This window comes from Hoeflea ulvae (assembly GCF_026619435.1).
Taxonomy (GTDB): Bacteria; Pseudomonadota; Alphaproteobacteria; order Rhizobiales; family Rhizobiaceae; genus Hoeflea; species Hoeflea ulvae.
Window position 1 is genome coordinate 2,952,402 of the sequence record NZ_JAOVZQ010000001.1, and the last position, 11,363, is coordinate 2,963,764.

Here is an 11,363-nt window from a genome sequence, read left to right on the forward strand (position 1 = left end):
GACCCCCGTGGCCAAACCCAAAACCACTATTGACGAGCACGGACAGGTCCGCGACCGTCGCGGCGAATGGCGGTCCGGGCGCAAGGTCTCACTCGAACCGCTGTTCGACAGGCCCTGGGAGATCAAGGCGCTGCTGCGCTGGATGTTCGGCTTTCCCGGCATGCTCTATCCCTGGTTTGCAATCTACATGGCGGTGATCGGCGTCTCCTATGCCTATTTCACTCCGGAATTTGCGGTGATGCAGAGCTGGGACTGGCGCTGGGTCGCCGAGATCACCATCCGCAACATCGTCATCATCACGCTGTGGAACGGGGCCTTCCATCTCTGGTTCATCAAGTACCAGATGCAGGGCCGCAAGAAAAAATACAACGGCAGCTGGATGTCGAAGAACAATCCGACCTTCCTGTTCAGCGATCAGGTCTGGGACAATGTGTTCTGGTCCTATTCCGGCGTGTTGTTCTGGAGCGCCTATGAATGCGGCATGTGGTGGGCCTATGCCAATGACATGCTGCCCTTCATCAGCTTCCAGTCCAACCCGGTCTGGTTTGTGCTGGCCATGCTGCTGGTGCCGTTCTGGCGCAATTTCCATTTTTACTGGATTCACCGGCTGATCCACTGGAAGCCGCTCTATGACTATGTGCACTACCTGCACCACAAGAACGTCAATGTCGGCCCCTGGTCGGGCATGGCGATGCACCCGATCGAGCACCTGCTCTATTTCAGCTGCATCCTGATCCATGTCGTGGTGCCGTCGCATCCGCTGCACATGATGTTTAACGCCTTCCAGACAGGCCTCGGGCCCGCCGTCAGCCACTCCGGCTTTGACGAGATTGTCTTTGGCGACGAGATGGCGCTGCAGACCGATCGCTACATGCATTATCTGCATCACCGCTTTCACAATGTGAATTTCGGCGAGAGCAACATGCCCCTGGACAAGTGGTTCGGCAGCCTTCACGACGGCACGCCGGAGGCCGACGCGCATTTCCGGCAGGTGCATATCGAACGGGTCAAGACCCAGCAGGCAAAGGCCGAAGGCCAATGACCGCGCTGTCACTCGTGATCATCGGCGCCGGCCATACGGCCGTCCGGGCGGCTCTGTCAGCACGCGAAGCCGGACATGCCGGCGCGATCACCATGATCGCAGGCGAAGGCGTGGACGAGCCTTATGAGCGGCCGCCGCTGTCCAAATGGTCCGGTGACCCGGCCCCGCGGCCGATTGTGTCTGCCGAGCAGTTGGCGGCAGCCGAGATCGTACGGATCCCCGGCATGGTCACCGCGGTCAATGCGGAAGAGCGTGTCGTGACGCTCGAGGATGGCCGGACAATCGCCTATGACAAATTGCTTCTGGCCACGGGCGCCCGCGCCCGCCGGCTCGATCCCGCTGTCGCGGCTGGTGCGCCGGTCCACTATCTGCGCGATATGGCCGACGCTGCAGCCCTTCGGGCCGCAGCAGATTCGGCAAGCTCCGCGATCATCATCGGCGGCGGCTTTATCGGGCTGGAACTGGCCGCCAGTCTCCGCGCTATGGATATCGCTGTCGATGTGCTTGAGATGGAGCCGCGCCTGCTCTCGCGGGCGATTACCCCGGAAGTGGCGTGCATCGTCCAGGATCTGCATGTGGGAAACGGCGTCCAATTTCATTTCGGTGCACAGGTTTCCCATATCACTGCCAACACTGTTGTGTTGGAAAATGGCTCCGAACTCAGCGCCGATCTTCTGATTGCCGGCGTGGGGTCGATTCCCGACACGGCGCTGGCCCAGAGCGCCGGTTTGACGGTCGACAATGGCATTGTTGTCGATGCGCATCTGCGCACCAGTGATCCGAACATCTTTGCCGCAGGCGACTGCTGCTCGTTTCCGCTCTATGGCGACACCAGCCGCATGACACGGCTTGAATCCTGGCAGACCGCCGGCGATCAGGGCGCGCTTGCCGGGCGCAACATGGCAGGCGATGCGCCGGAGGCATTCGGTTCGGTGCCGTGGTTCTGGTCCAATCAATATGACCATGTGTTGCAGGTTGCGGGTCTTGCGGCACCCGAGGCCGGGATCATCTCGCGTTCCTACGCAGCCGACCACCATGTCAGTTTCAGCTGCAATCCGGACGGCACGCTGGCCTGTGCCTGCGGGATCGCGCCGGGCGCAAAAATCGCCAAGGACATCCGCTTTTCATCCAAGCTGATCGAGGCCGGCGCGCGAGTCGACGGCGCCAGCCTTGGCGATCCGCAGATTGCGCTGAAATCACTTTTGCAACGCTGACCAACAGGTATCTTGATGACCAAACCCTATTTGCTGACTTTCGAGACCTATGATGACTGGGACGTCGAGCCGATGCAGGCCGGCTACACCGTCGTCCGGATGCCGGCCAGCGGCAAAATTGCAGACCTGCCGGCCGATGTGACGCCGCAGATCACCGCGATTGCCTTTCGCGGCCATTCCAGACTCGGGCCGGACATCATCGATGCCCTGCCCAATCTCGGCCTCATTGCCAATTATGGCGTCGGTTACGACACCATCGATGTTGCCCATGCGAGTGCCAAAGGCATCAAGGTCACCAACACGCCGGATGTCTTGACCGATGATGTCGCCGATCTGTCGGTCGGCATGATCATTGCCCAGTCGCGCGGCATGCTGGGGGCATCAGAGTGGATCCGATCCGGCAACTGGGCCGCCAATGGCCCCTACGCGCTGCAAACCAAGGTGTCTGGAAAGAAGGTCGGCGTCGTCGGTCTTGGCCGCGTCGGCCAGGCGATTGCCGAGCGGCTTCAACCCTTCAAGGTCGAACTGCATTATTACGAACTCTCCCCCGGGACACGCCCGGCTGGACCCGGCATGACGATCTGGTGGACATGGCAAACGCCGTCGAAATCCTGGTTGTCTGCCTCTCCGGCGGTCCTGCGACCTCCGGCTTGATCAACCGCCAGGTCATTGAGGCGCTCGGGCCCAACGGACTTCTGGTCAACACCTCGCGCGGCACCAATGTCGATGAAGCAGCCCTGCTGACCGCACTCGAAAGCGGCGCACTCGGGGCGGCGGCCCTTGATGTGTTTCTCAACGAGCCCAACATCGATCCGCGCTTTCTCGCGCTCGACAATGTACTTGTGCAGCCGCACCAGTCCTCGGGCACGGTGGAAACCCGCAAGACGATGGGTCAATTGCAGCGCGCCAATCCGGCGGCCTATTTTGCCGGAGAGCCGCTGGTCACACCGGTCAACTAGAGACGTCCATCTTCCGTTCGAAAATGAACGGGGCTAGGTGGTGTTTCCCTGGATGAAGTCGAGCTCGACATTGTAGCTTTTCGGCTCGCCGCTGTCTTCGATCAGGTTCAGCAAGGCGCCTGCCGCCGCCTCGCCGATGAAACGGCGGGGCGCGTTGATCGTGGTCAGCCGGGTGCGGATGGTCTGCAAGGTTGCGGTGCCGTTGAAGCCGGCAGCCGCCACCTGTCCGGGAACATCGATCGAGTTGTCATAGAGCCAGGACAGACCGCCGATCGCCATGGCATCATTGAGATACTGGATGGCGTCGGTGTCGGGCCATTTCGCCAGAAGCGTTTCGGTCAGTGTCCGTCCGCTCGGCGTCTGCCGTGGCGCAGTGGCGGAAATTTCGGTGCGTACGCTTCTACCCGCAGCCGCAAGCGTGTCGCGAAAACCCTCAAATCTCTGCCGCGCACAGACATCGAGCTCGAGTTCGGATCCGACATAGGCAATGTTCGAAAACCCCTTTGCCAGGAAATGCTCGGCCATCATCTGACCGGCCAGGCGATGGGAAAGCCCGACGGTGCAGTCGCCGACCTGACTCTCGGAATCCCAGATCGAGATCATCGGACAGCGCCGCCGCTCGAGCAGCGTCCTTGTCTTGTCGAGCCGGTTCATCCCGCCGCTGACGATCAGGCCGGCGGGCTGCATCTGCATGATGGTCGACAGGATTTCATATTCGACCTGCGGATCGAACAGGGTTTCTCCGATCAGCGTGCTCAGCCCCTTCGGCCTGATGACGCTGTTGGTGCCGCTCAGGACTTCGGCAAAAACGCTGTCGGATGCGGACGGAATCACGATGCCGATGATCTCGCTTCGTTGCGAACTCAGCGACCCGGCGAGCGAGTTCTTGACGTAACCGAGTTCTTCGACGGCGCCGAGGATCTTGGCGCGGGTGTCGGCGGAAATGCTGCCGGTGTTACGCAGCGCCTTGGAAACCGTCATACGGCTCACACCCGCCCGCGCGGCGACTTCCGCCAGTGTTACATTGGACCGTTTCGTCGGTTTGCTCATCTGTGGATTCAGTCCCGTAAATGTCTCGGTTCAAAGCTATAGCAGCTTGCATTGCGCTCGCAACACGAATAGGTTATCGATAACCTTAGTATGGTCCTCGGGAGGAGGAATTGCAATGGCGCTGCAAACAGTCAAACGGCTGCTCAATCTGCTTTGGCGCTTCATCGACATCGTCATGGCGGTGTTGATGGGCCTGATGATCTGTCTCGTTTTCACCAATGTCGTGCTGCGCTATGGCTTCTCCTCGGGCCTGCGTCCGTCCGTCGAGCTGTCGCGCCTGGGCTTCGTCTGGATCGTCATGCTCGGATCGGTCGTCGTGCTCAGACGGGGCGAGCACCTGGCGATTTCCGATGTCGCCGAGGGCCTCTTCCCCCGCCTGGTTCCTGTCCTTCAGAAAATCTCCTGGGCCGTCATCCTGCTGTCTGTGAGCCTGCTGTTCTGGGGCGCCACCAAACAGGCGCTGGCCAATTGGAACAACATGTCGCAACTGACCGGCCTGCCCAAGGGCCTGCTCTATGTCCCGGGCGGCATTGCAGGCTTTCTGATGATGTTCATCGCGCTCAAGCACATATTCTTTCCCAACCTGTTCAAGGAAGATGAGCAACAACCATGACACTCGCCATCTTTCTGGGGGTTCTCCTCTTTGGCATCATGATCGGCATCCCGGTCGCTTTCTCGCTGCTTCTGAGCGCGATGGTGCTGATGATCCACATGGATATTTTCAGCGCCGGCATCGTCGCCCAGGCGATGATCAATGGCGTTGACAGTTTTCCGCTCCTGGCCATCCCGTTTTTCATGGTCGCCGGCGAGGTAATGTCCTCGGGCGGCCTGGCCAAGCGGATTGTCCGTCTGGCCACCGCACTGCTCGGCCACCGCAAGGGCGGCCTGGGATATGTCGTCATCTTCACCTCGGTGCTGCTGGCGGGCCTGTCAGGCTCCGCCGTCGCCGATGCAGCAGCGCTTTCGGCGATGCTGTTTCCGATGATGGCCAAGGCCAATTATCCGGCCGGACGGTCTGCCGGACTGCTGGCGTCGGGCGGCATCATCGCGCCAGTCATTCCGCCATCGCTGCCGCTGATCCTGATCGGTGTCGCCGGCAATATCTCGATCGCCAAGCTGTTCATGGCCGGCATCGTTCCGGGCCTGATGATGGGCGCCGTGCTGGTTCTGGTCTGGAACTTCCTGGTCAGGAATGAAGACCTGGAAACGCAGGAACCGGCCAGCCGTGCCGAACGCTGGGACGCGTTTCGCGGCGCCTTCTTTGCCCTGCTGCTGCCGGTCATCATCATTGGCGGCATCCGCTTCGGCATCTTCACGCCAACCGAGGCCGCCGTCGTCGCTGCCGTCTATGCCATCGCCATTTCCATGCTGGTCTATCGCGAGGTGACCTGGATCGGGCTCTATCACATCCTCGTGGTGTCGGCGCGCTCAACCGCCATGGTCATGTTCCTTGTCGGATGCGCCATGGTCGCGGCCTGGGTGATCACGCTTGCGCAACTGCCGCAGCAGCTTGTCACGCTGCTGGGACCGATCGTCGAAAATCCCCGCATGCTGATGGCGACAATCATGGTGATTGTCTTCCTGGTCGGCATGGTCATGGATCTCGGACCCTCGGTGCTGATCCTTGCGCCGCTGTTCATGCCGGTCATCAAGGAGGCCGGGATCGACCCGGTCTATTTTGGCGTCATGTTCATCATCAACGCGTCGATCGGCCTGATCACGCCCCCCGTCGGCAATGTGCTCAATGTTGTCTGCGGCGTCTCGCGCGTGCCGATGACATCGGCGATCGCCGGCGTCTGGCCGTTCGTCATTGCCTACATCTTGTTGCTCGCGGTCTTCGTCATATTCCCGAGCATCATCATCGTGCCGATGCAGATTTTCATCGGATAACCTGGAGGAGAATACCCCTTATGAAGAAGAACCTTGTTTCCATCCTGTCGGTCGCAGCGCTCGCGCTTGCAACCACTGCTGCCGCCGCCGAAACCCGGCTGAAATTCGGCCACCCGGCACCCGACACCGACCTGTCCCACGTCATGATCGAGCGCTTTGCCGAAGCCGTCAAAGCAGGCACTGACGGTTCCGTCGTCATCGACATCTTCCCCAATGGTCAGCTTGGCACAGACGACCAGATGATCGACGGCGTGACCTCGGGCATCCTCGACTTCACATTGTCCGGCCTGAACAACTTCACCGGCATGGTTCCCGAAGCCGGCGCGTTCACCCTGCCCTTCATGTTCCCCAACCGCGAAACCGCCTACAAAGTTCTCGACGGCGCACCCGGCAAGGGTGTTCTGGCCAATCTCGAAGAATTCGGCATCAAGGGCCTGGGCTTTGCCGAAAACGGCTACCGCAACATCACCAACAACCGCGGACCGATCCGCACCCCGGTCGATCTCTCCGGTCTGGTGATGCGCGTCAACAACTCCAAGGCGCTCAACGACCTGTTCCTGGCGCTTGACGCCAACCCGCAGCAGATCCCTGTTGCAGAACTCTACACCGCGCTCGAAACCGGTGTTGTCAACGCCCAGGATCACCCGATCTGGGTTGTCGAGGCGTTCAAGTTCTACGAAGTCCAGAAATATCTCAGCCTGTCGCAGCACGCCTATTCGGCGCTGACGATTGCGATGAATCTCGAAAAGTTCAACGGCCTGACCGCCGAAGAGCAGGCAACCATCGAATCCGCAGCGGCTGAAGCGGTGGCATTCCAGCGCACCGCCAGCCAGGCTGCCGAGGAAGAAAAGATCAAGTTCCTTGAAGGCGAAGGCATGGTCGTCAACCGCGACGTCGATGGCGCAGCCTTCCAGGAAGCTGCCAAGCCGGTCTGGACCAGCTTCATCGAAGAAAACGGCGACACGCTGATCAACGAGATCCTGGCTGCGTCGAAGTAATCAAGACATGTGCCGGGCTGCCATCGCGGCCCGGCACTCTCTCCAAACATTCGCGACAACAACCGATTATCGACAGACCGGCCGATAGCCGGAACAGCCTGACCGCCGGATCGTCCCGGCAGGCACGGCTTGCAGCCGACCAGGCGCGAACAGCTCGCCCTGACCGCCCGGCTCAGCCGCACACCACCCGGATCTTTCAGAACTGATACGACAGACCGCCTGCAGCGCCTGCGGCAACACGATCGGCCTTGGCGTGCAAATCGCCGATATAGGTTTCGCACTGCGCCAGCACATTCTCCAGCGGCAGCGAGATATCAATGCGCCTGCCCTGCTCCTGATCCGCCAACGGCGCAAGGTCGGCAAACTGGCTGTCGAGCAATGAGGCCGGCATGAAGTGGCCCGGCCGGTGGGCCACACGCGCGACGAGAACCTCTTTGGGTGCATCCAGATGCAGAAAATGCACCGATTCGGTCAACTGGGCCCGGATGAGGTCGCGATAGGCCAGCTTCAGCGCCGAACAACCAATCACCACCGGACCTTCAACCGCGGCAAGCCTGCGGCCGACCTCGACCAGCCACGGCGCCCGGTCGGCGTCATCGAGCGGCTGCCCGCGCGACATCTTCTCGATATTGGTTTGCGGATGCAGCGCATCACCGTCGATGAAGGTCATGCCGAATGTCTTCGACAGGGCTTCACCAACGGTGGTCTTGCCGCATCCCGACACGCCCATCAGAACGAAACAGCGCATCAGAGAGACGCCGTGATGCCGCCATCCACATAGAGCGTATGGCCATTGACGAAGCTCGAGGCTGCCGAGGACAGGAAGATGCAGGCCCCGACAAGTTCTTCGACATTGCCCCAGCGTCCGGCCGGCGTACGCTTTTCAAGCCAGGAGGAAAACTCCGGATCAGCCACCAGTGCGGCGTTCAGCGGCGTGTCGAAATAGCCCGGCGCAATCGCGTTGCACTGCAGCCCGTGTCTGGCCCAGTCGGTCGCCATGCCCTTGGTGAGGTTGCCCACCGCGCCCTTGGTGGCGGTGTAGGGCGCGATTCCCGGGCGCGCCAGCGCGGTCTGCACCGAGGCGATGTTGATGATCTTTCCCGCACCACGGCCGATCATGTGCCGGGCGACGGCCTGGCCGACATTGAACACCGAGCTGACATTGGTGCGCAGCAACTGCTCGAAGGCATCGGCTGGAAAATCCTCCAGCGGCGCACGGTGCTGCATGCCGGCATTGTTGACCAGAATGTCGATGGCGCCGATCTCGGCTTCAAATCCATCGACCGCTGCCCGCACGCTGTCATGATCGGTCGCATCAAAGGCCAGCGTGCGCACGCCGCCGAGCTCAGCCGCGGCGGCATCGAGCTTATCCTGCGAGCGTCCATTGAGCACCACCTCGGCCCCTGCCTCGATCAGACCCTTCGCCAGGGCAAAACCGATTCCCTGGGAGGATCCGGTGATCAGGGCGCGTCGACCGGAGAGCGAAAACAGATTAGACATGGGGACGGCATCCTGTGCTGTGGCCTTGACGGGCATGTAAGTTGAGATTATCAGGTTATCGATAACCTTATGCCGGATCAAGAGCCTGCAGCGGGAGTTTTTCATCCTGTCACGATGTCTCTTGCCGGATAATGACCCGGACATGGATGATCGTCATGTCGTTGTTTGACCCGGCGGCAATCTCGCGACCCGCCTTTTGCCAGTGCTTTCCGGTGGCGGATTGCCTGGCCCTGCAAACCCCAATGAGGATCGAATGAAAACTCTTGTAGCCCATGCCGCCAAAGACCTTCGCCTCGAAGAGCGCGATGCCCCCGCACCCGGCCCGGGTCAGGTCCTGATCCGCATGGAAGCCGGCGGCATCTGCGGATCGGATCTGCATTATTACAATCACGGCGGCTTCGGCGCAGTGCGGCTGAAGGAGCCGATGATCCTCGGCCACGAGATCGCCGGGCGCATCGAACAGCTCGGAGACGGCGTCATCGATCTGGTCATCGGACAGCGCGTCGCGGTGTCGCCGTCGCGGCCCTGCCTTTCCTGCGAATATTGTCTCGAGGGCAAGCACAATCATTGCCTCAACATGCGGTTTTACGGCTCGGCCATGCCTTTCCCGCATATCCAGGGCGGATTTCGTGAATTGCTCGTCGCCGATGCCATTAAATGCGCGCCAGCCGACGGCTTGACCGCAGGCGAAGCGGCCATGGCCGAACCATTGTCCGTGGTGCTTCATGCCGCCAAACAGGCCGGCGATCTGCTCGGCAAACGCGTGCTGGTTACCGGCTGCGGGCCGATCGGCCTGCTCGCCGTCATCGTCGCGCGCGCCGCGGGCGCAGCGGAGATCGTGGCAACAGACATTACCCCCTTCACCATCGGCGTGGCGCAGAAGGTCGGCGCCGACACCGCCCATGACGTGGCGAAGGATCCCGATGCGCTTTCACGCTATACCGGCGGCAAGGGCCATTTCGACGTCCTGTTCGAATGCACCGGTGTCGGGCCGGTTGTGGCTTCGGCAATCCCTGCCCTGCGTCCGGGCGCGACGCTGGTTCAACTGGGGCTCGGCGGCGACATGACGCTTCCGGTCCAGGCCATGACAGCCAAGGAAATCCTGTTCAGGGGATCGTTCCGGTTTCACGCGGAATTCTTCACCGCCGTTTCGATGATGCAGTCGGGCCGTCTCGACGTGCGTCCGCTGATCACGCACACCCAACCGCTTGGCGACTTCAAGCAAGCCTTCGAACTCGCATCCGACCGCAGCCAGGCGATCAAGGTCCATCTCGACTTCGGATCTGTCTCGGCGTAACGAGAACGGCGGGCCGTGCTCATGCCGCAGAGCCCGTCGTTCCGGACGATGACCAGCCCGTCCGGCTTCGATGGCCGCGCTGATGTAATGCACCGGCGCCTTCTCCATTTTCCCCAGGTTCCGCGCCCGAAACATTGATTCCGGTCAAGGCCCGTCCATATCTATGGCCCTAGGATCCAGATTGACCGGTCGGGTGGTCCGGCTGTCGACTGGAAAGCTGTCGGGAGAAACCAATGCCAAAACAACCAGTTGCCCCCTTGCCGGAACTTGCCATTGCGGCCGAGCAGGTCTGCTTCATCGTCGTCAAGGCGCGCGAGTTCGATGCCAAGGACCTGCAGACGATCCCGGATACGGGGTCAAATGCCTCAGATGACCAGATGTATTCGGTTCTCGAAGACAATCCCGATGATCCGGTCGTAGAGGAACTGACCGCCTTCATCGACGCGCTCAATGTCGATGAGCAGATCGATCTTGTCGCCCTTGCCTGGCTGGGACGTGGCGACGGCAAGATGTCCGACTGGGACGAGATCCGCGCCGAAGCGGCACGCGACCACAGTGACAATACGGCCAGCTATGTTCTTGGCATGCCCTTGCTGCCCGACTATCTCGAGGAAGCACTGTCGCTGTTCGACATGTCCTGCATGGATTTCGAGGCCGGCCGTCTCTAGCCAGGAGAACGCTCAACGGGAACGGCTCGGGTTATCGGCCTGCCAGCCGCGGCAGGTTGGCCTGCCACATGCATTGCGCATCACTCAGGGAGGCCGGAATGGCATTTGTTGATCGCAGGGATGCCGGAAACCGGCTCGCCCATGCGCTCTCGCAGTATCGTGGCAAGGACGTCGTGGTGCTGGCGCTGCCACGCGGCGGTGTCGATGTGGCGTTGCCGATTGCACGCACTCTCGAGGCGCCTCTCGATCTGTTGCTGGTGCGCAAGATCGGGGTGCCGGGCCAGCCCGAAGTGGCCATGGGCGCGATTGTCGATGGCCACCCCCTGTCACGGTGCGCAACGAGGATGTCATCTGCCACGCGCGCGTTTCGGACACGCGATTTGCTGCGGAAGCACGGCGCGAATGTGCCGAGATCGAACGGCGCAGAAAGATCTATTCGGCAAGCCGCCCTGCCCTGGCGATTGCCGGACGCACGGTCATTGTCGTCGATGACGGGATTGCAACCGGCGCCACGCTGCGCGCCGCGCTCAAGGGCCTGCAAGCCATGAAGCCGCAACGGATCGTCGTCGCCGTGCCGGTCGCACCCGCAGGCATCGCGGACGAGCTTCAATCCGGTGTCGATGAGGTCATCGTGCTGGAACCGCTCGGCGATCGCGGCGCCGTCAGCCTGCATTACCAGCACTTCCCGCAGCTTGCCGACAGCGATGTCATCGCAGCCCTTGATGCCGCGTCCGGGCTGCACTGA

The 11,363-nt window shown here is 61.4% G+C and carries 14 protein-coding genes; 10 read left to right on the top strand and 4 right to left on the bottom strand.

The genetic code is table 11. From position 1 onward, the window contains the following. The first annotated feature begins 7 nt into the window (after nucleotides 1-7). The 4 genes from OEG82_RS14035 to OEG82_RS14050 are packed head-to-tail and all read left to right on the top strand — an operon-like array spanning nucleotide 8 to nucleotide 3,215. Nucleotides 8-1,042: a sterol desaturase family protein gene (locus tag OEG82_RS14035; RefSeq protein WP_267613032.1), complete on the top strand. Its 1,035-nt coding sequence runs from the start codon at nucleotides 8-10 to the stop codon at nucleotides 1,040-1,042. After that, nucleotides 1,039-2,256: an NAD(P)/FAD-dependent oxidoreductase gene (locus tag OEG82_RS14040; RefSeq protein WP_267613033.1), complete on the top strand. Its 1,218-nt coding sequence runs from the start codon at nucleotides 1,039-1,041 to the stop codon at nucleotides 2,254-2,256. Before OEG82_RS14035 ends, OEG82_RS14040 begins: the two co-directional genes overlap by 4 nt. Before the next feature lie 15 nt (nucleotides 2,257-2,271). Beyond that, nucleotides 2,272-2,910 (top strand): NAD(P)-dependent oxidoreductase, encoded by a 639-nt coding sequence (locus tag OEG82_RS14045; RefSeq protein ID WP_267613034.1) that lies wholly within the window; start codon nucleotides 2,272-2,274, stop codon nucleotides 2,908-2,910. After that, complete coding sequence (locus OEG82_RS14050) at nucleotides 2,847-3,215, top strand: NAD(P)-dependent oxidoreductase (RefSeq protein WP_267613035.1); 369 nt, start codon at nucleotides 2,847-2,849, stop codon at nucleotides 3,213-3,215. Before OEG82_RS14045 ends, OEG82_RS14050 begins: the two co-directional genes overlap by 64 nt. A gap of 33 nt (nucleotides 3,216-3,248) precedes the next feature. Here the strand turns inward: OEG82_RS14050 and OEG82_RS14055 are convergent, their stop codons facing one another. Continuing rightward, nucleotides 3,249-4,265, bottom strand: a complete 1,017-nt coding sequence (locus OEG82_RS14055) for a LacI family DNA-binding transcriptional regulator (RefSeq protein WP_267613036.1) — start codon at nucleotides 4,263-4,265, stop codon at nucleotides 3,249-3,251. A gap of 115 nt (nucleotides 4,266-4,380) precedes the next feature. On the opposite strand from OEG82_RS14055, the gene OEG82_RS14060 reads away from it, so the two are divergent. The 3 genes from OEG82_RS14060 to OEG82_RS14070 are packed head-to-tail and all read left to right on the top strand — an operon-like array spanning nucleotide 4,381 to nucleotide 7,153. Continuing rightward, nucleotides 4,381-4,878 carry a TRAP transporter small permease gene (locus OEG82_RS14060; protein ID WP_267613037.1) on the top strand — a complete coding sequence of 166 codons (498 nt, stop codon included), beginning with the start codon at nucleotides 4,381-4,383 and terminating at the stop codon, nucleotides 4,876-4,878. Continuing rightward, nucleotides 4,875-6,155, top strand: a complete 1,281-nt coding sequence (locus tag OEG82_RS14065; RefSeq protein WP_267613038.1) for a TRAP transporter large permease subunit — start codon at nucleotides 4,875-4,877, stop codon at nucleotides 6,153-6,155. Before OEG82_RS14060 ends, OEG82_RS14065 begins: the two co-directional genes overlap by 4 nt. Before the next feature lie 20 nt (nucleotides 6,156-6,175). Beyond that, nucleotides 6,176-7,153: a DctP family TRAP transporter solute-binding subunit gene (locus OEG82_RS14070; protein WP_267613039.1), complete on the top strand. Its 978-nt coding sequence runs from the start codon at nucleotides 6,176-6,178 to the stop codon at nucleotides 7,151-7,153. Between the two features lie 196 nt (nucleotides 7,154-7,349). Here the strand turns inward: OEG82_RS14070 and OEG82_RS14075 are convergent, their stop codons facing one another. Together OEG82_RS14075 and OEG82_RS14080 are read right to left on the bottom strand one after the other, a co-directional pair. Then, nucleotides 7,350-7,901 (bottom strand): gluconokinase, encoded by a 552-nt coding sequence (locus tag OEG82_RS14075; RefSeq protein WP_267613040.1) that lies wholly within the window; start codon nucleotides 7,899-7,901, stop codon nucleotides 7,350-7,352. Continuing rightward, nucleotides 7,901-8,653, bottom strand: coding sequence for an SDR family oxidoreductase (locus tag OEG82_RS14080; protein ID WP_267613041.1), 753 nt, complete (start codon nucleotides 8,651-8,653; stop codon nucleotides 7,901-7,903). Before OEG82_RS14080 ends, OEG82_RS14075 begins: the two co-directional genes overlap by 1 nt. A gap of 253 nt (nucleotides 8,654-8,906) precedes the next feature. On the opposite strand from OEG82_RS14080, the gene OEG82_RS14085 reads away from it, so the two are divergent. Beyond that, the gene (locus OEG82_RS14085) at nucleotides 8,907-9,950 is read left to right on the top strand and encodes an L-idonate 5-dehydrogenase (protein WP_267613042.1); all 1,044 of its coding nucleotides are present in this window, start codon (nucleotides 8,907-8,909) and stop codon (nucleotides 9,948-9,950) included. A 233-nt stretch (nucleotides 9,951-10,183) separates the two neighbouring features. Further along, complete coding sequence (locus tag OEG82_RS14090; protein ID WP_267613043.1) at nucleotides 10,184-10,618, top strand: DUF3775 domain-containing protein; 435 nt, start codon at nucleotides 10,184-10,186, stop codon at nucleotides 10,616-10,618. An 80-nt stretch (nucleotides 10,619-10,698) separates the two neighbouring features. On the opposite strand, the gene OEG82_RS24220 is transcribed toward OEG82_RS14090, so the two are convergent. Next, nucleotides 10,699-10,938 (bottom strand): hypothetical protein, encoded by a 240-nt coding sequence (locus OEG82_RS24220; protein ID WP_324288954.1) that lies wholly within the window; start codon nucleotides 10,936-10,938, stop codon nucleotides 10,699-10,701. Between the two features lie 11 nt (nucleotides 10,939-10,949). Here OEG82_RS24220 and OEG82_RS24225 point away from each other — a divergent pair, with 11 nt between their 5' ends. Next, the gene (locus OEG82_RS24225; RefSeq protein ID WP_324288955.1) at nucleotides 10,950-11,363 is read left to right on the top strand and encodes a phosphoribosyltransferase; all 414 of its coding nucleotides are present in this window, start codon (nucleotides 10,950-10,952) and stop codon (nucleotides 11,361-11,363) included.

Coding starts and splice junctions, on each gene's coding strand:
- OEG82_RS14040 (WP_267613033.1), top strand. CDS start 1,039: ATGACCGCGCTGTCACTCGTGATCATCGGCGCCGGCCATACGGCCGTC.
- OEG82_RS14045 (WP_267613034.1), top strand. CDS start 2,272: ATGACCAAACCCTATTTGCTGACTTTCGAGACCTATGATGACTGGGAC.
- OEG82_RS14050 (WP_267613035.1), top strand. CDS start 2,847: ATGGCAAACGCCGTCGAAATCCTGGTTGTCTGCCTCTCCGGCGGTCCT.
- OEG82_RS14055 (WP_267613036.1), bottom strand. CDS start 4,265: ATGAGCAAACCGACGAAACGGTCCAATGTAACACTGGCGGAAGTCGCC.
- OEG82_RS14060 (WP_267613037.1), top strand. CDS start 4,381: ATGGCGCTGCAAACAGTCAAACGGCTGCTCAATCTGCTTTGGCGCTTC.
- OEG82_RS14065 (WP_267613038.1), top strand. CDS start 4,875: ATGACACTCGCCATCTTTCTGGGGGTTCTCCTCTTTGGCATCATGATC.
- OEG82_RS14070 (WP_267613039.1), top strand. CDS start 6,176: ATGAAGAAGAACCTTGTTTCCATCCTGTCGGTCGCAGCGCTCGCGCTT.
- OEG82_RS14075 (WP_267613040.1), bottom strand. CDS start 7,901: ATGCGCTGTTTCGTTCTGATGGGCGTGTCGGGATGCGGCAAGACCACC.
- OEG82_RS14080 (WP_267613041.1), bottom strand. CDS start 8,653: ATGTCTAATCTGTTTTCGCTCTCCGGTCGACGCGCCCTGATCACCGGA.
- OEG82_RS14085 (WP_267613042.1), top strand. CDS start 8,907: ATGAAAACTCTTGTAGCCCATGCCGCCAAAGACCTTCGCCTCGAAGAG.
- OEG82_RS14090 (WP_267613043.1), top strand. CDS start 10,184: ATGCCAAAACAACCAGTTGCCCCCTTGCCGGAACTTGCCATTGCGGCC.